Here is a 20,664-nt window from a genome sequence, read left to right on the forward strand (position 1 = left end):
GATGAGTGACATTTTCAACCTCAAACTCACGGATGTTGTAGTCCTACACATGAACACGCTGAAATCATCTCGTTTGCTGAAACGCCTGACAGTGGGATCACTGATCGCTTTCTCTCTCAGCCATGCTGCTATTGCTGATGACGTCAATCTCAAGACCATGATTCCGGGCGTGCCGGACATTGATGCCGAAGCGTACGTCCTTATCGACTACAACTCAGGCAAAGTGCTGGCAGAGAAAAATGCCGATGCACGCCGCGATCCTGCCAGTCTGACCAAGATGATGACCAGCTATGTCATTGGTCAGGCCGTTAAAGCGGGTAAAATTCATCAGGACGATATGGTCACCGTCGGCCCGGATGCCTGGGCGACCGGCAACCCGGTGTTCAAAGGCTCATCGCTGATGTTCCTGAAGCCAGGCGACCGCGTGCCGGTTTCTCAGCTGACCCGTGGGATTGTGCTGCAGTCCGGTAACGACGCCTGTGTTGCAATGGCTGACTATGTTGCTGGCAGCCAGGATGCGTTCGTTAACCTGATGAACAACTACGTTAAAGCGATTGGTCTGCAGAATACCCACTTCCAGACTGTTCATGGTCTGGACGCGGAAGGTCAGTACAGCTCCGCGCGCGATATGGCGTTGATCGGTCAGGCGCTGATCCGTGACGTGCCGGAAGAGTATGCTGTTTATAAAGAGAAAGAGTTCACCTTCAATAATATCCGTCAGATGAACCGTAACGGTCTGCTGTGGGATACCAACCTGAATGTGGACGGCATCAAAACCGGTCACACCAACTCTGCCGGTTACAACCTGGTGGCGTCTGCAACTGAAGGCCAGATGCGCCTGATCTCCGCGGTAATGGGCGGTCATACCTACAAAGGCCGTGAAACTGAGAGTAAGAAACTGCTCACCTGGGGCTTCCGTTTCTTTGAAACCGTGGCGCCACTGAAAGCGGGCAAAGAGTTCGCCTCTGAGCCAGTCTGGTTCGGCGATAACGACCGTGTGCAGCTGGGCGTGGAAAAAGATGCTTACCTGACCATCCCACGTGGCCGCATGAAAGATCTGAAAGCCAGCTATGTGCTGACCAACACGGAACTGCATGCACCACTGAAGAAAAATCAGGTGGTCGGCAGCATCAACTTCCAGCTGGATGGCAAGACTATCGAACAGCGTCCGCTGGTGGTACTGAACGAGATCTCTGAAGGAGGTTTCTTTGGCCGTATCGTTGATTACATCAAGCTGATGTTCCATCACTGGTTCGGTTAAGCGTGGCGGGTGATTGAAAAATCACCCCTTCGCCCCCATTACACGATATTATGTTGCTCCCGCTCAGGCGGGAGCCTGTTTTTTATGCACCGGAGTTAATATGAAAACCAAACTGAATGAGCTGCTCGAATTTCCTACCCCATTTACCTACAAAGTAATGGGTCTGGCACAACCGGAGCTGGTTGATCAAGTGGTTGAAGTGGTGCAACGCCATGCGCCAGGCGACTACAGCCCTGAAGTTAAGCCGAGCAGCAAAGGCAACTATCACTCCGTCAACATCACTATCACCGCCACCCACATCGAGCAGGTAGAACGCCTGTACGAAGAGCTGGGCAACATCGAAATTGTGCGGATGGTACTGTAATTTACGGGTCGGCAAGGCGCCTCTGCCTGACGGTTTGCCGACGTTATCCTCAGCGTTTTTTCCTTTAGCGGGCTTTCGTTTTGTCAGTTGAAACTCTTCTTGTCCGCCAGTCAGGTCTGCGCGACTGGCAATCTGTCTCCGACGCCATGCATCACTATACCGACCAGCGCAACGACCAGAGTCGTGATGAAATCTGGCTGGTTGAACATCCTCCGGTCTTCACTCAGGGTCAGGCGGGCAAAGCAGAGCATCTGCTGATGCCAGGCGAAATCCCGGTGGTGCAGAGTGACCGCGGGGGTCAGGTCACCTATCACGGGCCAGGACAGCAGGTGATGTACGTCCTGATCGATGTGAAACGCCGTAAGCTCGGCGTACGCCAGCTGGTGACCATTCTGGAAGAGACGGTTATCGCCACCCTGGCAGAGTTTGGCGTCAGCGCCCGCGCCCGTGCTGATGCACCTGGCGTCTACGTTGGGGAAGAGAAAATCTGCTCACTGGGATTACGCATCCGTAAAGGCTGCTCGTTTCACGGTCTGGCGCTGAATGTTGCTATGGATTTGTCGCCCTTCCTGCGCATCAATCCCTGTGGTTACGCCGGCATGAGCATGACCCAGTTGAAAAATTTCCAGCCAGAGGTGACGACGGAGCAGGTACACTCTCCGCTGGTCAGCGCGTTTGCGCGGCTGTCAGGTTATGAAAATGTTGAATGGATTTCAGGGGATCTCCCTGTTAAACCTTAACGCAGAATGCGAATTTACAAATATGTAACTTATCCGCGCTGACTGTGGCTGCTTCGCAGGCGATGTGATGATATAATTTTTGCACTTTTTTCAAATAAAGTTGAAAGCAGCCTTCCCGGTTTGAGTGGGAACGCTTTCAAATCGCAATCCGACCGGAACCTGCTGATTTATGAGTAAACCAATTCAGATGGAACGCGGCGTCAAATATCGTGACGCAGACAAAATGGCGCTGATCCCGGTGAAAACCGTGGCTGTTGAACGGCAGGAGATGTTGCGTAAGCCGGAATGGATGAAAATCAAGCTGCCAGCTGACTCCAGTCGTATTCAGGGCATTAAAGCCGCGATGCGCAAAAACGGGCTGCACTCAGTCTGTGAAGAGGCATCCTGCCCTAACCTCGCCGAATGCTTCAACCACGGCACCGCCACCTTTATGATCCTTGGCGCAATCTGTACCCGTCGTTGTCCGTTCTGCGATGTGGCACATGGCCGCCCCAATGCCCCTGACGCTAACGAACCCGCTAAACTGGCGCAGACGATTGCCGATATGGGCCTGCGCTACGTGGTGATCACCTCGGTTGACCGCGATGATTTGCGTGATGGTGGCGCACAGCACTTTGCCGACTGCATCAGCGCGATTCGCGAAAAAAATCCGACGATCAAAATCGAAACGCTGGTGCCGGACTTCCGTGGCCGTATGGATCGCGCGCTGGAGATTCTTACCGCGACGCCACCGGATGTGTTTAACCACAATCTGGAAAACGTACCGCGCGTCTACCGCCAGGTGCGTCCGGGCGCGAACTACGAGTGGTCACTGAAGCTGCTTGAACGTTTCAAAGAGGCGCATCCTCACATCCCGACAAAATCGGGTCTGATGGTGGGCCTGGGCGAAACCAATGCCGAAATCGTTGAGGTGATGCGCGATCTGCGTCGCCATGGTGTCACCATGCTGACGCTGGGCCAGTATCTGCAGCCGAGCCGCCACCACCTGCCGGTTCAGCGCTACGTCAGCCCGGCTGAGTTCGATGAGATGAAAGAAGAAGCGATGGCGATGGGCTTTACCCATGCCGCGTGCGGTCCGTTTGTCCGTTCTTCCTATCATGCGGATATGCAGGCCAAAGGCGAAGAAGTGAAATAAGCACGCTTTTGCGGTCGGATGACCGAAAAACAAAAAACCAGACTGGAGACAGTCTGGTTTTTTTATCTGTGCCTGAAATAAAAAGTAACAGTTATTTGCAGCAAATAACCGATTAATCTTTATGAACGACGCGTTCTGCCGGCACGTCTTCAGCCGCAGTTCGGGTTGCGCTGGTATCTTCATCTTTCATGGCTTTTTTAAAGCCCTTGATTGCGGAGCCCAGATCGCCACCCAGTGAGCGCAACTTGTTGGTACCAAAAAGCAGTACGATAAGCGCACCGATAATCAGCAGCTTGGCAATACTGATACCTTCCATATTTAACCTTTCAACTTTATCGAATCACGGTGACTGATATTTACGCGCAGTTTGCCTGCGGCGACAACTGGAATCTGTAACAGAGTAAGATCTCAGATGAAGCGACTCAGGAACGCCTGGGTGCGCGGATGCTGTGGATTCGCGATCACCTCTTCAGGCGTGCCCTGCTCCACCACCACACCCCCATCCATAAAGACCACGCGATCGGCGGCTTCCCGCGCAAAGCTAATCTCATGAGTCACCACAATCATCGTTAATCCCTGGTCGGCCAGGGCACGCATGGTCGCCAGCACTTCGCCCACCAGTTCCGGATCGAGCGCGGAGGTCGGCTCATCAAACAGCATCAGCTGCGGCTTAATCGCCAGCGCCCGCGCAATCGCCACACGCTGTTGCTGTCCGCCCGAGAGGTGACGTGGCCAGGCGTCCGCTTTATCGCTTAATCCCACCGTCGCCAGCAGCGATCGGGCATGGGCCATCGCCTCCTGACGCGGGAATTTATGCACGCCGATGGGCGCTTCAGTGATGTTCTGCAGCACGGTCATATGGGGGTAGAGATTGAACTGCTGAAACACCATGCCAATTTTCTGGCGCTGACGGGCGATCTGGCGTGGCGACAACCGGTGCAGCACATGCCCTTTAAGTACATACCCGATCTGCTCATCACCGACCCGAATCGATCCGGCGTTCATCTCTTCAAGATGATTGATGCAGCGCAGAAACGTGGATTTACCGGAACCGGACGGCCCGAGGATCACCACTACCTCACCGGGCCAGACATCCAGATCGATCCCTTTCAGAACCTGATTGTCGCCGTAATTTTTCTGCACGTTGCGGGCGCAGACCAGGGGTTCACGCTGACTCATTGCTCCTCCTGCTGGGGTTGCGCGTTAGCGGCGACGGCGGCGCGTCTGGGGGCGCTGGCCACCCGACGAGTACCACGCGCGTAGTAACGCTCGATGGCGGACTGGCCCAGATTGAGGATCGAGGTGATCAGCAGATACCAGATCACCGCCACCATCAGCATCGGGATGATCTCGAAGGTACGGTTGTAGATGGCCTGCACCGAATAGAGCAGATCGCCCATTGCGATCACGCTGACCAGCGACGTCGCCTTGATCATGCTGATCAGCTGGTTGCCGGTGGGTGGAATAATCGATCGCATCGCCTGAGGAATGATGATGCGCCGCAGCGCCCGTGAACGACTCATACCAAAGGCCTGGGTAGTCTCTACCTGACCGTTATCCACCGACAGCAGACCGGCGCGAATAATTTCCGCCATATAGGCCGCTTCATTCAGCGCCAGCCCGGCAATAGCGGCTGTCAGTGGGGTGATCAGATCGTTGGTATTCCAGCTGGCCAGCGTGATATCGGTCCACGGCAGCGTCAGCGACAGCGCCGGAAACAGCGTAGAAAGGTTGTACCAGAAGATCAGCTGTACCAGTAGCGGCGTGCCACGAAAGAACCAGATATAGAGTCCGGCAACGCCGCGCAGCAACCGGTTCTCAGAGAGCCGCCAGACGCCCAGCAGCAGACCGAGCAGCGTGCCGAGCACCATCGACACCACTGTCAGCCCCAGAGTGACCTGCAACCCTTTGAGCACGGATCCTTCGGTAAACCACTTGAGTACCACCTGCCATTCAAAATTAGGGTTGGTCGCCACCAGCCACAATAGATTGGTGCCGATCACCAGCACTAAAATCCAGCTGATCCAGCGTCCGTAAGTGGGGGCGCTGCGAGCGAACGCCACGTCGCGCAGCTGTGCCTCGCCGCTGTGCAGATGGCGCGGCGGGCTCATTTGCTGGCCTCTTTCGCCAGATTCAGTCCGGGTGCGGTGGTCATGTTGCCCTCAAGCTGCCACTTTTTCATGATGGCCGCATACGTCCCGTTCTGATACAGCTCTTTGTAGGCATCCAGCACCACCTGACCCAGCGGCGAGCCTTTCGGCACCACCGTGCCCTGGAAAATATCGCCAAAGCCGTTTTTCTGCCCTTTGCCCGCCAGCTCAAGTTGCCCCTTCGCCTGATTAACAAAGTAAGTCAGCGGCGCCTGTGATGAGAAGAACGCATCGGAGCGTTTAGAGCGTACCGCCAGAATTGATGAAGGCTGATCGGTAAAGGCCTGCACCGTCACGGCCGGTTTCCCGTCGGCCACACACCGGGCTGACTGCTTACGGATAACCTGTTCCGCAGAGCCAGCGGCCATAACGGCAATGCGCTTGCCGCAGGTGTCGTCCAGCTGATTGATTCTGGCCGGATTGCCCTTCTGCACGCCAAACACCACAAACTCCTGCACAAAATCGATGAAATCCACTTTCTGCTGACGGTCCGGATAATCACCAATCGGCCCAATCGCCAGCTGATAACGACCCGCATTGATGCCGGTGAGTACGCCTGATAAACCACTCACCGTCGCATGCTCGATCTGCACACCCAGCAGTTGTGCCAGTGCAGTCGTTAATTCGGCCGACGCGCCCTCCATTGAGTGCGGGCCATTCACAATTTCATAGGGCGGAAATGAACCGTTATTCACTGAAATCATTTTGCCCGATTTTTTGATCTCATCTGGCAGCCTGTCATGCAGGGCCTGGTCAACTTTTTGCACCGGAATAGCGTCGGCAGCCTGCGCCAGGGATGCAGTCAGCCCCAGCGCCACGATTAAGGCGGTTGCTCTCTTCGTCATAATGGATTCCTGGTTCAGCGGATCAGTTGAGTTCGGGACGGGCAAAGCGCCGGTTTTCCAGTACCGGCAGCACCTGGCGGGCATAGGCGACGCGCTCAGGATCGAGATCGGCAAACAGCAGCGCCGGCGATTCCGCCGCATTCGCCACCGCTACGCCCAGCGGATCGACCACCAGACTGTTGCCGATATTGCGCGGGCCACACTCCCCCACCGCCACCATATAGCAGGTGTTCTCCAGCGCGCGGGCACGGGTAAGCAGTTCCCAGTGCATCTCTTTCAGCGGACCTTTAACCCAGGCGGCAGGCAGCACCAGCACCTCTGCACCATCCAGCACCAGCCGACGCGCCAGCTCAGGGAAGCGCACGTCATAGCAGGTCATTAATCCGACTTTCATACCCGCGACCTCAATCAGCGGCGGAATGACGTGGCCGGGATTGACCCGCTGCGACTCCTGCATCGCAAAGGCATCGTACAGATGCAGCTTTTCATAGGCGGCGATGATCTCACCGTTGCGGATCGCTACCAGCACGTTGAGCGCTTTTTGCTCCCCGGTGGGAACGTGAATGCTCATCATGGTGGTCAGCGCAGTATGCTTGCTGGCGGCCAGCAGCTGGCTCAGAAAAGGACCATCCAGCGGCTGCGCCGCCTTCAGCACTAAATCGGGGTCGGCTATATCACGTGCCAGCACCCCTTCCGGCAGTACCAGCAGATCGGCGCCACCTTCTGCTGCCCGCTGCATTAAGTCCAGACAGATACGGGCGTTCTCCTGCCATTCGCGGCTCACCGCAAATTGTCCCAGTGCTACTTTCATCATTTCTCTTCTCCCGCAGCGGCCGGAAACATTGCTTCCGGCGTCAGTACCTGATGAGTCAGCCCTTGCTCATAGAGCTCACGGCCAAAGTCCGCAATCATCTTTCTGTTAACGCTAAAACCATTCTGATTCCAGTCAGCGGGCAATTCCTGCGCAGTGCGTCGCAAATCGTCCAGCAGCCACGGCGTGGTGTCGGCATATTTCTCTCTTTTCTGCATCCACAGCCGGTAAGAGCGATCGATGACCTCACTTAACGCCGCAGGCAGCCACGGATGCGCCGCCGCCAGTGCCGGTTTCAGCGCCAGAATGTGGATGCCCGGCACATAGCCGACACGATTAAAGTAGTCCCGCTCCGCCTGATAAAAATCGGTCTGCAGCTGACGTAATCCCGAACCCGGCAGGAAAAAGCCCTCCGGCATAAATGGCGTGAAGATGGCATCCAGCTCACCCGCCTGCAGCATCTCTATCAGCGGTCGCTCGTCAGGCGCGGGTTCAATGCGGCCCGGGCGGCCAAATCCCGCCAGCCGATCGACAATCGGATGATCGGCTGTAAGACGACCGGCATACCAGAACACATCATCGATTTCGACGCCTGCTTCACGCAGCACCGTGCGTGTCCAGGTATTGCCCGAATCCTGCCAGCCGGTGACGCCGATTCTCTTACCTTTCAGCTGCGCAGGCGTGGTGATGGGGCTGCTGCTGGTGGTGATAATGCAGCGCTGGCGGAAGCCGCGCATCAGGAAGTGTGGCAGGCCAAGCAGTGTTTCGTCTCCTCTGGCCCGGCCCTGAGCATAGCGGCTGAAGGAGACTTCGCCCGCGTCATAGTCGGGGCTGGTCGCCAGATCATTCACAAGTGTGCCGACGCGGTCGATCTGCAGTTCAAAACCTTCTGGTCTGATATCGCCCAGCGCCAGCGGGGTAAAGTAGTCCCAGTCGCGTACCGCCAGTCTGATGAGTAGCCTTGCCATGATCTCTCCGTTTACGCTGCACCGTCGGGACGGGGCATAAAATAGTGCTTGAATTTGATACTAGATCCGGAATACTTACCTGAACAATCATTAATTTGTTACTGAACAAAGTATTTTCTTATGACAGAGAGCGTCGACCTCAACTGGTTTTGCAGCCAGATAAAATCGCCTTCAGTGAAAGGCATTGCACAGGCAGCCTCCGCGCTGATTCGTGACGGACAGATCGCGACAGGTATGCAGATGCCTGCGGTGCGGGAGATAGCGGAGCAGCTGGGTGTCAGCCCGGCAACCGTTTCTGCTGCCTGGGCGCAACTAAGAAAGCAGAAAGTGCTGGCGGGCAAGGGGCGCAGTGGTGTCTGGGTCAGTAGTAATACGGTGATGCCGCGTCCGATTCGCTTTGAGAAGATCGGCAACTACGGTGATAACATCCGCGCCGATCTGACCCTCGCCGCGCCCGACCCCGCCCTGCTGCCTGACCTGCAGCGTGCGCTGCAGGCGGCCCTGCACTCACCGCAGCTCAACAGCTACACCCGTGAGGCGATTTCCGCGCCGCTGCTTCAGGCGATCGCGCCGCGCTGGCCCTATGCTGCAGAGGCGTTTCTGGCGACAGATGGCGGTTTTGACGCGATGAATCTGCTGGTGCAAACCCTGGTCTCGCCGGGAGACCGCGTGATTATTGAAGATCCGACCGCGACCCGGCTGCTCGATATACTGGATAACGTCGGCGCAGAGATTCTGCCGCTGGCGTGTGATGATCAAGGCCCGCTGCCAGAGGTTCTTTCTCTTCTGCTGGAGCAGGCACCGGTAATGTTGATCTATCAGCCCCGCACCCACTCGGCCACCGGGAACAGCATCAGCCCGGCGCGACGTCAGGCAATGGCGCAGGTTCTGCAACAGAGCAACACACTGATCGTTGAGGATGATGGTATTGGCGATCTCTCCGCGGAGGCGAGCTGGAGCCTGGGTTCAATCTTTCCTGAACGCACGCTGCACGTCCGTTCGTTTTCCAAAGCCTATGGACCGGACCTGCGGCTGGCAGTGCTCTCTGCCACCTCGGAGATGGTCAGGCGCATTCAGTCATGGCGAAATTTTGGCGTCAGCTGGACCAGCCGCATTCTGCAGGATGCGGTGGCGTGGCTGCTGGAGGATGAGGAAACGCAACGGCAGATCGCTACCGCACGCGCGACCTACCGGCAACGGCGTGAAGCGTTGCTCGCGGCGCTGGCACAGCGTGGACTTGATCTGCCGCTTCGCGACGGATTAAGCCTCTATATTCCGGTGACTTCAGAGCAGTTTGCCATGATCACGCTGGCTGCCCGCGGTATTGCGGTCGTGCCAGGCGAGCGCTGTCGGCTCGGCCCAACCCAATTTATTCGCGTCAGTATCGCCAGCCTCAGGGATGAACAGCGGGAGATGATTGCCGGGGCGCTGGTCATCGCCAGCGGACGGGAATTTAACTCGCTTGCAGATCTTTGATGAGATAACAGGGGGATTCAACATAGCCTTCACGGGCGTAGAACTGGTTCGCCTTGAGACGTGACTGATGGCAATGGACTTCCATGCGATCGCAGCCACGACGAGCCGCCAGCATTTCGGCATGCTGAATCAGCTGCTGGCCGACGCCTTTACTGCGCTCACCTTCTGCAATGCAGAAATAGCTGATGCGGGCGAAATCACCGGCCAGCGCCAGCTGAGGAATAAAATGTAAGGAGAGAAACCCCAGCACCTGACTGCCATGTTCAGCCACCAACAGCGCTTCACTGGGATCGCTGCATAACTGCGCCAGGCGCTGTTCAATAAAGCTTTCAGTGCCGCCGTAGCCTAACTCGCTCAGTAATGCACTCAACGCAAAACTGTCTTTCAACTCTGCCTGACGTATGTTCATCCTGCCTCCTCACTCACCGGGTTCTGTCGCACAGTTATATAGCGTCGCAAGCCAAAAAGCTGCATCTCGGGTTGTTATAAATATGTTACGGTTATTTAGTGTGAACCGCCGCGCAGTTTGTGCGCCAACACGCCGAGAGTGAGAGTACGACAGGGGGGATGAAGCGCAGATTACAGCCATAAAAAAACCCGCCATAAGGCGGGTTTTTAGAATTCTGACTGTTAACTTACAGACTGATAACGTTAGCAGCAGATGGGCCTTTAGCGCCGTCGGTGATTTCAAACTCTACGCGCTGACCTTCAGCCAGAGTTTTGAAGCCGTTGCTCTGGATTGCAGAGAAATGTACGAATACATCTTTGCTGCCATCTTCAGGAGTAATGAAACCGAATCCTTTAGATTCATTAAACCACTTAACGTTACCTTTGATCTTAGACATCTATATTACCTTTACATGAAAAATGGACACTAAACTGTGTCGGGGTCTAGTACAGCAATTGCTGAGGGATTTGTCCAGCATGATTTGATGAAAAAGTGATAAATATCGACATTCTGTACATCCATCACACTTTCCTGCTTTTCGACTTGCGAAACATCGCTCAACGCGTATCAGGCGCAGAGCGGGTATCGGTCACTAACCTGCTGGAAACGAAACCCTTTTTAATTTTAAGCGGTTACGTTACTGACGTTAAAAAGAAAAATCTGATTAAGATATATTCCTGTTCTTAATGACGTTTACGCCGGTAAAAGGTCAATTTTTTTCTATCATCCGGACGGTAAGTCCCATGACCTTAAACCCGTTTTTCTGCTTTTTCAGGCCTGCGTCCTGCCAGTGGCTATTTATTGTACGATAAATCTTAAATTCACTGGCGAAGATCCCGCTCCCTCGCCAAAAAAAATGAGTCGGCTGTGCCATTATCATCAGTCATGGCAGGCTATTCGCGGATATTTTAGCCAACAACTAATAAACACTGATCTGGATCAATGAAATGCTTTTTAGTGGCCGAATGCGCATTTGGCAACAAACAATCAAAAGCATAAGAAACTACTTTTCTTATCGCAGTGCGAAATAATATTGCCGCGCAATAGATAAAGTCCGCTTAACCGGCCAGGCACAGGTATCCGTTAATGCTGAGTAAAAGGAGGGGGAGACACAGGATGGTGATGAAGATACGTTGCGGTCAATGTGGAAGCGCCCGATTCGTTTTTACTGATTACCGCGAGGGCCAGCGAAACTTTCATGGTGCCTGCTGCGCATACTGTAAGAAACCTCTGGGCTCACAGGATCTGCTGCCCAATACGCCGATGGATCCCATTACAGACGCTCTGTTGGCCAGCCAGAAAACATTGCGGGCACCTGATTAGGTGCCCGCTGTTGCTAAAGCGTTAACAGATATCAGAAAATCAGTTTGAACACCCCTGTCAGGGTCAGTAAGCCAACGATAAAAATGATCGCAATAATCCACAGAATAATTTTCATTTCCTTTCCCCTCACCAATTAAACACTTTTCCTGTAAGCATTATAGACAGGAAAATGCGCCCTGCCGCTTCACTTACGGCTCAACTGGTCATAAGTTCATCAACCCTGAGCTTTATTTAAATTCTGAGATAACGATCGCAACACCACTTTTTAACGGCTCTCTTTCTTCGTTTTACAGAACACTCCTGGCTAAAATTTAGGCGGCAAGGCAGGCCTCAAGAGTGATGAGATTGAAAATGAGTCGCGAGGAGATCTTATGAGCACGATTAATACCAGCATGGGCCGCTACAGCCTCAAGGCAAAAAACAGCGGTAACCACATCAAAGGGACTTTCGCCATCAACGATGAAGGCGGCACGCAGCTCTCTCTGCAGGAGTTTGACGAGCACTACCTTGATGATGTGGTGAATAACGTTATCTACCCCGTTACCGGTGGCAACCGTGACATTGCACACGCGCTGCGGGAACAGATGGTGAAAGCCGGTTTTGAACCGCCTCATTAACGTGGCAGATTCAGACTGAATCTTCTCTGTCAGGCCGCACCTTGCGGCCTTTTTTATGCTGTCTGTCCCGCACATCCCGCCTTTCCGGTTTAACCGGCAACAGGGGCAGCAAGCGCGACGGGATGTTCAAAGCTCAAAGAGGCAGCGGGAGAGACGCGAAAGCAGAGAGCCGCTGGCAGGCTTGCCAGCGGCCAGAAGTTAAATCGCCCAGGAGAGCAGCAGGCAACCCACCAGACCACAGACCGAAATAATGGTTTCCAGCGCCGACCAGGAGCGGATGGTTTCGCCAATCGTCAGGTTGAAATACTCTTTGAACAGCCAGAAGCCCGGGTCATTAACGTGCGAGAAGATCACGCTGCCGGACCCTACGGCGATGACCATCAGTTCCGGGCTGGCGCCGCTGGTGACAATCAGCGGTGCCACAATTCCCCCGGCGGTAATGGCCGCTACCGTGGCAGACCCCAGAGCAATACGCAGCACCGCGGCAATCGACCAGGCCATAAAGATTGGCGACAGCTGAGTAGAATGCATCATGCTGGCAATATATTTATCCACGCCGCTGTCCACCAGCACCTGTTTGAAGGCACCACCGCCGCCGATGATCAACAACATCATGGCGATGATTTTGATCGAGTCGGTCAGGGTATCCATGACCTGTTCCATCGTGCGACCGCGATTCAGTCCAAAGGTGAAGATTGCAATCAGCACCGCAATCAGTGTCGCCATCACCGGGTCGCCAAAGAACTCCGCATAGGGCAGCAGCACATGGCCTTTAGGCAGCAGCATCTCTGCCACCGCACGCAGCGCCATCAGCACCACAGGTACCAGTGCCGTCCAGACGCTGACGCCAAACCCAGGCATTTCCGCCTCGGTAAAGGTTTTCGGGTTATAGAGACCCTCAGGAATCGGTTTGTCGATGCCTTTCAGGAAGCGGGCGTAGACCGGACCCGCCAGAATCACCGTAGGAATACCCAGCAGCGTACCAAACAGCAGCGTTTTACCCATGTCAGCGTTAAACAGCGTCGCGATTGCGGTCGGGCCAGGATGCGGCGGAAGAAAGCCGTGCGTCACTGACAGCGCAGCCGCCATCGGCACCCCGACATAGAGCAGCGGCACACGTGCCGACGCCGCAACGCTGAACACTAGTGGCAGCATCAGTACAAAGCCGACTTCATAGAACAGCGCAAATCCGACGATAAAACCGGTCAGCACCAGCGCCCACTGAATATGCTTAGTGCCGAATTTTTCAATCAGGGTGGTGGCAATACGCTGCGCACCGCCGCAGTCGGCCAGCAATTTACCGAGCATGGCACCAAAGCCCATGATCAGCGCCAGGCTGCCCAGTGTGCCACCCACGCCCGCTTTGATTGAGGTAATCACTTTATTAACCGGCATGCCCTGCATCACACCGACCGCCAGCGCCACCAGGATCAGCGCGATAAATCCATTAAGCTTAAAGCGAATCATCAGCAGCAGCAGTAACGCGACGCCAATCGCCACATAGAGTAATGGCATAGCTTTTCTCCACCTTGTGCACTGAACATCATTCAGTGTCGGTTTATTATCATGATCCCCTGAGGGCTACAAAACAGTGCGCTGTAAGATGTTTACACATCCCGACAAACGCTGTTACCGATAACATGTTAAGGGTAACATCAGCAGGAAAGCACCACCCCGCCGGGGGTGAATTTCTGTTTTGAGAAGGTGATCAACTTTTTGCCAATGCGTTATCAGAAAGTTTGCCAGTCCCGGCGCCTTGCTTTTCGTTACACTCAGATTTTAGCGAAATGTAAAAAGGATGCGCTGGTGAGTGAGAACCTGAGTGAGCTGTACAGTAATCAACGAACCCTCTTTGGCCGGGGCAGCCTGGATAAACTGGTGCCGCTGCTGACCGCCCGGCCACAGCCTACCCTGCTGTTTTGTGGACAATCTTTTCTGCAAGGCCCCGCATATGCCCGGCTAAAAGCCGGACTCAACGATCATATTATTGGCTATGAAATTGTCAGTCATGAAGCCTCACCCGCCGAGATTGATGGCTGGGTTGCGCGCTGGCGCGGTCATGTCGATCGGGTCGTCGCGATTGGCGGCGGGAGCGTACTGGATGCGGCGAAAGCATTTAGCGCGATGGTACAACACCCATTGCCAACCGCCCGCTATCTGGAAAAAGTGGGTGACACCGCGGTTCAGCCCATCACGTTGCCGCTGATTGCTATTCCGACCACCGCCGGTACCGGCAGTGAAGTGACGCAAAATGCGGTAGTGACTGATCAGCGTGACATTCAGATAAAAGCGTCACTGCGCCACCCGGTCTTTGTGCCGGAGGTGGCAATTCTCGATGCCGATCTGCTGAAAGGTGCGCCTGACCGGGTGCTGGCGACCTGCGGTATTGATGCGTTTACCCACCTGTTCGAAGCGTATCTCTCCGGCAAAGGCAACCTCTTTACCCGACAGCTGGCGCTGACCGGCCTGCGTCAGTTTGTTCAGGCCTGGCCTGCCCTTAATCGTGAGGATGCTGCTGGCGACGAGGCACGGGAAGCGATGATGATGGCGTCGTGGCTGGGCGGTGTCAGTCTCAGCAGTGCGGGTCTGGGGGTGATCCACGGTATTGCAGGTGAACTGGGCGCGATAAAGCCGTTCCATCACGGTGAAGTGTGCGGACGTCTGCTGTTTCCGTTCCTGGATCTGTTGTCCGACAGCGAACAGCCACTACAGCGTAAGCTGATGGCGGAACTGCACCCGCAGCTGTTCAGCGAAACTACGGACTCACCGGCGCAGTTTCTGAAACAGTGGCTGCAGCAGCAGGCGATCACCCCATTCTGGCAGGATGGCCCTTCACTGAGCCGCGCCGAGGTGGAGTGGATTCTGGCGCGAGCCAACAGCAAAAATTCGCTGGTGAATTACAGCCGCGAACAGATGCAGATGATGATCGCGCAGGCCTGGCAAATCACGGCGTGATCAGGAGCCGCGCTGTCCGCCTTCACTGACCAGGCACAACCGGGCCTGCCAGCCTCGCCCGGCTTTGCTGCTCCTCAGCGCTATCCTGTTGCACCCGCTCTCTGAGCCAGGCGGCTGGCTGAATCACGGCGCTAACCGCCCTGGCTTAATCGCAGCGCCAGGCGGCTAAGCCTGCGTGGCGCTAAAAGGCCCCTCACCTGCCAGCATCTGCTCAATCACCTGCAGCACGCCCTGCTCGTTGTTAGAAGGCGCGGCATAGCGTGCCGCCTGTTTCACCCGCTGTGGCGCGTTGTCCATGGCAAAACTGAAGCCAGACTGTCTGAGCATCTCCAGATCGTTACCGCCATCACCAAAGGCCAGCACCTGGTCGTGCGCGATCCCCCAGCGTTGTGCCAGCAGATCCAGACCGTGCGCTTTATGATTCCCCGGCACGATCAAATCCACCGAGCCGTGACCGCTTGAGGTCGCTGCCACACGCCCCTGATGCAGACGTTCAATATCCGCCATCAGTGGCTCGATATAGTCATCAGAGAGATTCAGCGCGAACTTAAACAGCCGGTCATGCTGCACCTCATCCAGATGATGAATCGGCTTCAGCCGGTGACAGTAATGGCGCATCTTCTTCAGCCAGTTCTCTTCCATGCCGTCGAAGTACCAGGCGCTCTCCCGGCCACACAGCAGGTAACGCAGACCCGGATAGTCGCCGTTTTGCAGGGTATCGATTACCGCGTCAACATCGCGGCGTTCAAAGGCACCACAAAACAGTTCCTCATCACGATCGATAATCCATGCGCCGTTTTCGGCTACAAAGGCGATATCGCTGGCGATCTCCGGGAAAAATGATTTGAGCTGGTAATACTGATTGCCGCTGGCCACCACAAATTTGATGTCACGGGCGGTGAGTTGCTGATAGCAGTCGAGAAAGCGGGATCGATTGTACTGCTTGTTATCGTCCAGAAAGGTGCCATCCATATCTACCGCAACCATCTTAACCGTCGTCATCATGACTCCTTACACAGGGAAATTTCAGCGTGGAGTGTCAGGATAGCCGCTGGCGCAGCAAAACGGAAAGAAAGAGGGATGGCCGCAGCCATCCCCTGGGGATCAGTTCAGGGCGCTGTTCAGCACCAGCGCGGTAATTACCCCGGTTGCGGCAGCAATCAGCACATAGTTGCCGTCGATGTTTGCCCAGTGATAACCGCGCGGTGGTTCACGCAGACCGCGCTCATGCCAGTCGGCTACGCGGTAATGGTCGCCGCGGTACGCCTGCGGGACAGGATGCCCGCGACGGAAGTCGTGCCCCTGCCAGGCGAAATGGTCGCGATCATTACGTGCCTCTCTGCCCCGACCGTTGTTGTCCTGATCCGGGCGATGATTGACGCTGTCATGACGGTTGTTGCCACGCTCCTGATTCTGGTCAGAACCGCGATTGTCAGCACGATGGTCACCGTTCTGATGCGGCACAGGCTTGCGGTGCGCGTCATCACGATCGTCTGCCCGTGAGGCCTGAGAAAAGAGTGTGCTGCATGTCAAAAGTGAAGCGATAAGCGTTAATGTTGTTTTTTTCATGATACTGCCTCCGAAAATAACGGCTGTTCAGGCACCGTTGATCGGCATCATGGCAATAATTGTGGCGGGAAACATCTGTAAAAGTCTTAAAATCCGGTAACTTACACACTATTACGCTTGCTTAGCGCTTTCTTAACACAGGACATGCGATGACAACGTTGCTGACGCAATCCAGAGGTTAACCGGGCAACCTGCGCTGTCTGAAAATCACGCTCTGGTTGACGGATGATGGCCGATGAAAAGTCAGGATGCTGAAACGCACCCTGACATTTTTGCGGTTATGGCGTGCTGAGGATCACTGGCGCATCCGGTAACCCGGTAAAGTGCGTCACGATGTGGTGGTAATCAGCCGTCGGGTCCAGATCGCGGAACACTTCCGGATAGAGATCTTTTGCCAGAATTTCCATGCCGATAATGTTGTAAGGGTGATTATAGAAATGGTGATAAACGCCATACACCCGTTTCTGTTTCACCGGTTCGATCTGCTCCAGACCGGTGCGGCTCTGCAGGCGGTTAAAGGTGGCGGTCACGTCGGTCTGACTGGCACCGTAACCAAACGGCAGCACGTTACTGTTCGGGCGTTTAGAGCCGGTCATGATATAGACGTCCGGCTTCATGGCGATAATCTTCTCCAGCGACACAAATCCTGAGCTGCCGGGCAGCAGTGCAGAACCGATATTCTTGCCACCGACCGCTTCCACCAGCGCGCCCCAGCCGTTATGACCGTGTGTAAAGCAGCAGTTGTCGCTGTTACCGGCAATCGGTTCAATAAACACGGTTGGCTTGTGCGGCACCTGCGCAATCTTCTGCTGAAGCATCTGCCAGCGCTGCTGGTAAAAATCGGCGTAAGCTTTCGCCTCGGCTTCGCGATTCAGAACGGTGCCCAGCACTTTCACGCTCTTCAGGGTGTTCTCTTTCGGATGAAGTTCAACATCAAGGAACAGCACCGGGATATGGAGATTTTTCAGGGTGGCGAGCACGCCTGACTGCGTCAGGGCCGGTTTGGCGCGCAGCTGCGCAATCATCAGATCGGGCTGCTTCGCCAGCACGCTCTCCAGATTGACCTGCCCCTGATCGTTAAAGCCCATATCAACAATCGATGCCGCCTGCGGCCAGCGCTGCTTCAGCAGGTCCCAGGTCTGGGTATCCTGCTTTTTCGGCAGGTTGTTCCAGGCAACGACACGCTGAAACGGGTTCTGGCGATCCAGTAATGCCAGCGCCATCACGTCACGCCCATCCTGTAAAATCACATGCTGCGGCTCTTTTTGCAGCGTAATTTTCTGACCATCCATATCGGTCACCGTGACCGGATAGGTGGTAGCCGCACAGGCGGTTGACAGTAAAAGTGTGGTGGCAGCAACTATCCCGATTTTCATTTTTCTCCTGTCCTTTTAGGGAATAATAATTATTCGCGTTAACTCTACCATGCTGATAAGTACCAAATGTAACTATTGCTAACCAGATGCGTCTGAGAGGCGACATTAACAACGCGGCAGCGGGCTTAAATCAGGGAGCGATATCGCTGAATACGTGGAGGTGCATAGAGAGAATGGCGAAGGGCGGGCAGAATGGCAGGCGCATCCCAGGGGGATTGAGATGCGCCTGTTGCGCTAAGTGTTACTTCACCAGCGAATAGAAGATTGCGGAGATGGCAATCAGTCCGATCAGCACGACAAACAGATTGCTGATATGACCGCTGTACTTCCGCATCGCGGGTACCTTCTGGATAGCGTACATCGGCATCAGGAACAGAATCATCGCAATGACCGGCCCGCCAAGCGTCTCAATCATGCCGAGAATATTGGGATCCAGCGTTGCCACCAGCCAGGTCGTCAGCAGCATAAAGAGTCCGGTCAGGCGATTCAGTCTGGCGGGCGCGATGGTTTTGCCGCGACTGCGCAGCGCCTTATTAACCATGCCGTTAAATCCTTCGCGCGCACCAAGATAGTGACCGAGAAACGATTTCGTGATCGCCACAATGGCAATCAGCGGTCCCAGCCAGGCGATCATCGGCACCTTAAAATGGTTCGCCAGATAGGAAAGAATGGTGATGTTCTGCGCCTTGGCGGCGTGTAAATCTTCAGGCGACAGGCTCAGCACGCAGCTGAAGACAAAGAACATCACCGTCACCACCATCATCAGGTGCGAGCAGGCCAGAATGCGCGAACACTTTTTCTCTGCGGCATCGCCATACTCTTCCCGCTTTGCCAGCGCGAATGAGGAGATAATCGGCGAGTGATTAAAGGAGAAGACCATCACCGGAATCGCCAGCCACAGCGTCATCCACAGGCTGCTGCCCGCGGGCTGAACGTTCAGGGTCGAAAGCACAGCGCCGTGCCAGTGCGGGATCAGATAGCAGGCCATCAGCATCAGCACCGCCACAAAGGGATAAACCAGCACGCTCATCGCTTTGACAATCATCTTCTCGCCGAAACGCACAATGGTCATCAGTCCGACAATCAGCAGCAGCGACAGCAGCACACGCGGTGGCGGCACCAGGCCGAGCTGATTCACCATCAGGCTCTCAACCGTGTTGGTGATCGCTACGCTGTACATCAGCAGAATCGGGTAGATAGCGAAGAAATAGAGCAGCGTAATCAGCTTGCCCGCACCAACACCAAAATGCTCCTCGACCACCTCGGTGATATCCCCGGCCGGATTTTTACCGGAGAGAACGAATCGGGTCAGGGCGCGGTGCGCAAAAAAGGTCAGCGGAAACGCCAGTATCGCCATGATGATCAGCGGGATCAGCCCGCCGACGCCAGCATTGATAGGCAGGAACAGCACACCCGCCCCAATCGCCGTGCCGTATAAACCCAGCATCCACATGGTGTCGGTTTTACGCCATCCCGTATCGACGTCACTCTCAAGCGCGCCCAGCGTGCCAGTTTGCGTGGTTTTCATCAGATCTTCCGTTTTAAAAGCCGCCAGTAACCTGAGCCGTCAGGCAGGCAAATGTCCGCCCCACTCTGCGCCTCAGCTGCAACCGGATCAGTCAACGTGATGCTGACCCGCCCGTGCATAGGTAATCGATTGCGTGCGCCACTTTTTACACTACCTGACGATAAAAGTTCAAGCCGTGCAGATAAACATGCATGGATTGCTGAAAAAATCGTCAGGTTGTGCAAAGTGACTGCGCGGCGATCATGCCATCTTTGTGGCGGTTTTACCGCCCCTAAAAAGGTGATCCCTGTAACGGATCAGCGCAACGGGCTACGCTTAAACAGATTCTGTCGCGATCACGCCGACAGGTGCACTGGAGAAGAGAATGAAAATTGCCTGCCTCGGATGGGGATCGTTAATCTGGAAAGCTGGCGCACTGCCGGTGGCCAGTCAGTGGCATCATGATGGTCCTGAGCTACCGATTGAGTTTGTGCGCATCGCTGACGGCGGCGAGCTGTCGACCGCGATCTGCCTTAACGCCAGCCCGGTGCCGGTGTACTGGGCATGGCTGAATACCGCCTCACTTGAGAGCGCCTGCCGCGCATTGCGCCTCCGTGAGGCCATTCCGGACAGTCGTATCGATGGCATCGGGATGATGACGGTGACAGCGACCTCAGCGGGACCACTGGCAGAGTGGGCTAAGACCAAAGGCATAGAAGGTCTGATCTGGACCGGTCTGCCTGCCCGCATGGCGGGTGTCGAAGGCCAGATCCCGACGCTGGACGACGCGCGGCACTATCTGCAGCAGCTCACCGGTGAAACGCGTGAGCATGCCTGGCACTACATCGAACAGGTTCCGGCACAAATCGACACGGTTTATCGTCGTGCGTTTGCCGACCTCGCTCTCTGGCAACCTGACACCCGAGCCGTAACGGTCGCCACAACGCAGGTGCAGCCGCCCTGTCAGCCCGGCTGAAACTGGCCAGCCTGCTGCACCGCTCTGCTTACTCCTTAAAGGATTACTACACTTCAGGCAGGTTTCGATTTCAGGTTTCCTGAGTCTTTCCCGTGCGTGGCCACGCCTTCTGGTCTGGCCGCCGTCCCCTAATCATCAGGAGA

The 20,664-nt window shown here is 55.3% G+C and carries 22 protein-coding genes; 8 read left to right on the forward strand and 14 right to left on the reverse strand.

What is annotated here, in order from left to right:
- Positions 1 to 49 precede the first annotated feature (49 nt).
- From dacA to lipA, 4 genes are all read left to right on the forward strand, one after another.
- The gene (dacA, locus tag PAG01S_RS07125) at positions 50 to 1,261 is read left to right on the forward strand and encodes a D-alanyl-D-alanine carboxypeptidase DacA (protein WP_010258977.1); all 1,212 of its coding nucleotides are present in this window, start codon (positions 50 to 52) and stop codon (positions 1,259 to 1,261) included.
- 100 nt (positions 1,262 to 1,361) lie between these two features.
- Positions 1,362 to 1,625, forward strand: a complete 264-nt coding sequence (ybeD, locus tag PAG01S_RS07130; RefSeq protein ID WP_003854030.1) for a DUF493 family protein YbeD — start codon at positions 1,362 to 1,364, stop codon at positions 1,623 to 1,625.
- Positions 1,626 to 1,705: 80 nt separating this feature from the next.
- Positions 1,706 to 2,365 carry a lipoyl(octanoyl) transferase LipB gene (lipB, locus tag PAG01S_RS07135; protein WP_029519432.1) on the forward strand — a complete coding sequence of 220 codons (660 nt, stop codon included), beginning with the start codon at positions 1,706 to 1,708 and terminating at the stop codon, positions 2,363 to 2,365.
- A gap of 169 nt (positions 2,366 to 2,534) precedes the next feature.
- The gene (lipA, locus tag PAG01S_RS07140; RefSeq protein WP_010258979.1) at positions 2,535 to 3,500 is read left to right on the forward strand and encodes a lipoyl synthase; all 966 of its coding nucleotides are present in this window, start codon (positions 2,535 to 2,537) and stop codon (positions 3,498 to 3,500) included.
- A gap of 112 nt (positions 3,501 to 3,612) precedes the next feature.
- On the opposite strand, the gene tatE is transcribed toward lipA, so the two are convergent.
- The 6 genes from tatE to PAG01S_RS07170 form a co-directional block, all read right to left on the reverse strand.
- Complete coding sequence (tatE, locus tag PAG01S_RS07145) at positions 3,613 to 3,816, reverse strand: twin-arginine translocase subunit TatE (RefSeq protein ID WP_010671272.1); 204 nt, start codon at positions 3,814 to 3,816, stop codon at positions 3,613 to 3,615.
- A 92-nt stretch (positions 3,817 to 3,908) separates the two neighbouring features.
- A complete protein-coding gene (locus PAG01S_RS07150) occupies positions 3,909 to 4,679 on the reverse strand; it encodes an amino acid ABC transporter ATP-binding protein (protein ID WP_045140679.1) in 771 nt (256 codons plus the stop codon).
- Positions 4,676 to 5,611, reverse strand: a complete 936-nt coding sequence (locus PAG01S_RS07155) for an amino acid ABC transporter permease (protein ID WP_052271540.1) — start codon at positions 5,609 to 5,611, stop codon at positions 4,676 to 4,678. The genes PAG01S_RS07150 and PAG01S_RS07155 overlap by 4 nt, the downstream gene beginning before the upstream one ends.
- On the reverse strand, positions 5,608 to 6,495 hold the full coding sequence (locus PAG01S_RS07160) for an ABC transporter substrate-binding protein (protein WP_062758176.1): 888 nt from the start codon (positions 6,493 to 6,495) through the stop codon (positions 5,608 to 5,610). The genes PAG01S_RS07155 and PAG01S_RS07160 overlap by 4 nt, the downstream gene beginning before the upstream one ends.
- 22 nt (positions 6,496 to 6,517) lie before the next feature.
- A complete protein-coding gene (locus PAG01S_RS07165) occupies positions 6,518 to 7,306 on the reverse strand; it encodes a deaminated glutathione amidase (protein WP_062758177.1) in 789 nt (262 codons plus the stop codon).
- Positions 7,306 to 8,274, reverse strand: a complete 969-nt coding sequence (locus PAG01S_RS07170; RefSeq protein WP_033756873.1) for an ABC transporter substrate-binding protein — start codon at positions 8,272 to 8,274, stop codon at positions 7,306 to 7,308. Before PAG01S_RS07170 ends, PAG01S_RS07165 begins: the two co-directional genes overlap by 1 nt.
- A gap of 120 nt (positions 8,275 to 8,394) precedes the next feature.
- On the opposite strand from PAG01S_RS07170, the gene PAG01S_RS07175 reads away from it, so the two are divergent.
- Positions 8,395 to 9,750: an aminotransferase-like domain-containing protein gene (locus tag PAG01S_RS07175; protein ID WP_033771120.1), complete on the forward strand. Its 1,356-nt coding sequence runs from the start codon at positions 8,395 to 8,397 to the stop codon at positions 9,748 to 9,750.
- Here the strand turns inward: PAG01S_RS07175 and PAG01S_RS07180 are convergent.
- The 3 genes from PAG01S_RS07180 to PAG01S_RS22810 form a co-directional block, all read right to left on the reverse strand.
- Entirely contained in the window at positions 9,728 to 10,159 is a 432-nt protein-coding gene (locus tag PAG01S_RS07180; protein ID WP_010258992.1) for a GNAT family N-acetyltransferase, read from the reverse strand. The two genes, PAG01S_RS07175 and PAG01S_RS07180, sit on opposite strands and share 23 nt — an antisense overlap.
- 226 nt (positions 10,160 to 10,385) lie before the next feature.
- A complete protein-coding gene (gene cspE, locus PAG01S_RS07185) occupies positions 10,386 to 10,595 on the reverse strand; it encodes a transcription antiterminator/RNA stability regulator CspE (RefSeq protein WP_006118399.1) in 210 nt (69 codons plus the stop codon).
- Positions 10,596 to 11,552: 957 nt separating this feature from the next.
- Complete coding sequence (locus PAG01S_RS22810) at positions 11,553 to 11,636, reverse strand: small membrane protein YohP (RefSeq protein ID WP_019105993.1); 84 nt, start codon at positions 11,634 to 11,636, stop codon at positions 11,553 to 11,555.
- 256 nt (positions 11,637 to 11,892) lie between these two features.
- Here PAG01S_RS22810 and PAG01S_RS07190 point away from each other — a divergent pair, with 256 nt between their 5' ends.
- Complete coding sequence (locus PAG01S_RS07190) at positions 11,893 to 12,138, forward strand: hypothetical protein (protein ID WP_010258994.1); 246 nt, start codon at positions 11,893 to 11,895, stop codon at positions 12,136 to 12,138.
- Between the two features lie 198 nt (positions 12,139 to 12,336).
- Here PAG01S_RS07190 and gntT read toward each other — a convergent pair whose 3' ends face one another.
- Positions 12,337 to 13,653, reverse strand: a complete 1,317-nt coding sequence (gene gntT, locus PAG01S_RS07195; protein WP_010258995.1) for a gluconate transporter — start codon at positions 13,651 to 13,653, stop codon at positions 12,337 to 12,339.
- Positions 13,654 to 13,944: 291 nt separating this feature from the next.
- Here gntT and PAG01S_RS07200 point away from each other — a divergent pair, with 291 nt between their 5' ends.
- Positions 13,945 to 15,093: an iron-containing alcohol dehydrogenase gene (locus PAG01S_RS07200; protein ID WP_062758317.1), complete on the forward strand. Its 1,149-nt coding sequence runs from the start codon at positions 13,945 to 13,947 to the stop codon at positions 15,091 to 15,093.
- A 165-nt stretch (positions 15,094 to 15,258) separates the two neighbouring features.
- On the opposite strand, the gene PAG01S_RS07205 is transcribed toward PAG01S_RS07200, so the two are convergent.
- From PAG01S_RS07205 to PAG01S_RS07220, 4 genes are all read right to left on the reverse strand, one after another.
- Entirely contained in the window at positions 15,259 to 16,095 is an 837-nt protein-coding gene (locus PAG01S_RS07205; protein WP_033756869.1) for a Cof-type HAD-IIB family hydrolase, read from the reverse strand.
- Between the two features lie 102 nt (positions 16,096 to 16,197).
- Positions 16,198 to 16,662 (reverse strand): RcnB family protein, encoded by a 465-nt coding sequence (locus PAG01S_RS07210; RefSeq protein WP_010671265.1) that lies wholly within the window; start codon positions 16,660 to 16,662, stop codon positions 16,198 to 16,200.
- A gap of 278 nt (positions 16,663 to 16,940) precedes the next feature.
- Positions 16,941 to 18,038 carry an ABC transporter substrate-binding protein gene (locus PAG01S_RS07215; protein WP_033756865.1) on the reverse strand — a complete coding sequence of 366 codons (1,098 nt, stop codon included), beginning with the start codon at positions 18,036 to 18,038 and terminating at the stop codon, positions 16,941 to 16,943.
- A 241-nt stretch (positions 18,039 to 18,279) separates the two neighbouring features.
- Entirely contained in the window at positions 18,280 to 19,566 is a 1,287-nt protein-coding gene (locus tag PAG01S_RS07220; protein ID WP_010671264.1) for an HAAAP family serine/threonine permease, read from the reverse strand.
- Positions 19,567 to 19,930: 364 nt separating this feature from the next.
- Between PAG01S_RS07220 and PAG01S_RS07225 the strand changes: the two genes are divergently transcribed.
- On the forward strand, positions 19,931 to 20,521 hold the full coding sequence (locus PAG01S_RS07225) for a hypothetical protein (protein WP_033771112.1): 591 nt from the start codon (positions 19,931 to 19,933) through the stop codon (positions 20,519 to 20,521).
- Positions 20,522 to 20,664 lie beyond the last annotated feature (143 nt).

Source organism: Pantoea agglomerans NBRC 102470 (assembly GCF_001598475.1).
GTDB lineage: Bacteria > Pseudomonadota > Gammaproteobacteria > Enterobacterales > Enterobacteriaceae > Pantoea > Pantoea agglomerans.

What these genes read in the sequence shown, in the direction of transcription:
- dacA (WP_010258977.1), top strand. Translation starts at nt 50, where the DNA reads ATGAACACGCTGAAATCATCTCGTTTGCTGAAACGCCTGACAGTGGGA.
- ybeD (WP_003854030.1), top strand. Translation starts at nt 1,362, where the DNA reads ATGAAAACCAAACTGAATGAGCTGCTCGAATTTCCTACCCCATTTACC.
- lipA (WP_010258979.1), top strand. Translation starts at nt 2,535, where the DNA reads ATGAGTAAACCAATTCAGATGGAACGCGGCGTCAAATATCGTGACGCA.
- tatE (WP_010671272.1), bottom strand. Translation starts at nt 3,816, where the DNA reads ATGGAAGGTATCAGTATTGCCAAGCTGCTGATTATCGGTGCGCTTATC.
- PAG01S_RS07150 (WP_045140679.1), bottom strand. Translation starts at nt 4,679, where the DNA reads ATGAGTCAGCGTGAACCCCTGGTCTGCGCCCGCAACGTGCAGAAAAAT.
- PAG01S_RS07155 (WP_052271540.1), bottom strand. Translation starts at nt 5,611, where the DNA reads ATGAGCCCGCCGCGCCATCTGCACAGCGGCGAGGCACAGCTGCGCGAC.
- PAG01S_RS07160 (WP_062758176.1), bottom strand. Translation starts at nt 6,495, where the DNA reads ATGACGAAGAGAGCAACCGCCTTAATCGTGGCGCTGGGGCTGACTGCA.
- PAG01S_RS07165 (WP_062758177.1), bottom strand. Translation starts at nt 7,306, where the DNA reads ATGAAAGTAGCACTGGGACAATTTGCGGTGAGCCGCGAATGGCAGGAG.
- PAG01S_RS07170 (WP_033756873.1), bottom strand. Translation starts at nt 8,274, where the DNA reads ATGGCAAGGCTACTCATCAGACTGGCGGTACGCGACTGGGACTACTTT.
- PAG01S_RS07175 (WP_033771120.1), top strand. Translation starts at nt 8,395, where the DNA reads ATGACAGAGAGCGTCGACCTCAACTGGTTTTGCAGCCAGATAAAATCG.
- PAG01S_RS07180 (WP_010258992.1), bottom strand. Translation starts at nt 10,159, where the DNA reads ATGAACATACGTCAGGCAGAGTTGAAAGACAGTTTTGCGTTGAGTGCA.
- cspE (WP_006118399.1), bottom strand. Translation starts at nt 10,595, where the DNA reads ATGTCTAAGATCAAAGGTAACGTTAAGTGGTTTAATGAATCTAAAGGA.
- PAG01S_RS22810 (WP_019105993.1), bottom strand. Translation starts at nt 11,636, where the DNA reads ATGAAAATTATTCTGTGGATTATTGCGATCATTTTTATCGTTGGCTTA.
- PAG01S_RS07190 (WP_010258994.1), top strand. Translation starts at nt 11,893, where the DNA reads ATGAGCACGATTAATACCAGCATGGGCCGCTACAGCCTCAAGGCAAAA.
- gntT (WP_010258995.1), bottom strand. Translation starts at nt 13,653, where the DNA reads ATGCCATTACTCTATGTGGCGATTGGCGTCGCGTTACTGCTGCTGCTG.
- PAG01S_RS07205 (WP_033756869.1), bottom strand. Translation starts at nt 16,095, where the DNA reads ATGACGACGGTTAAGATGGTTGCGGTAGATATGGATGGCACCTTTCTG.
- PAG01S_RS07210 (WP_010671265.1), bottom strand. Translation starts at nt 16,662, where the DNA reads ATGAAAAAAACAACATTAACGCTTATCGCTTCACTTTTGACATGCAGC.
- PAG01S_RS07215 (WP_033756865.1), bottom strand. Translation starts at nt 18,038, where the DNA reads ATGAAAATCGGGATAGTTGCTGCCACCACACTTTTACTGTCAACCGCC.
- PAG01S_RS07220 (WP_010671264.1), bottom strand. Translation starts at nt 19,566, where the DNA reads ATGAAAACCACGCAAACTGGCACGCTGGGCGCGCTTGAGAGTGACGTC.
- PAG01S_RS07225 (WP_033771112.1), top strand. Translation starts at nt 19,931, where the DNA reads ATGAAAATTGCCTGCCTCGGATGGGGATCGTTAATCTGGAAAGCTGGC.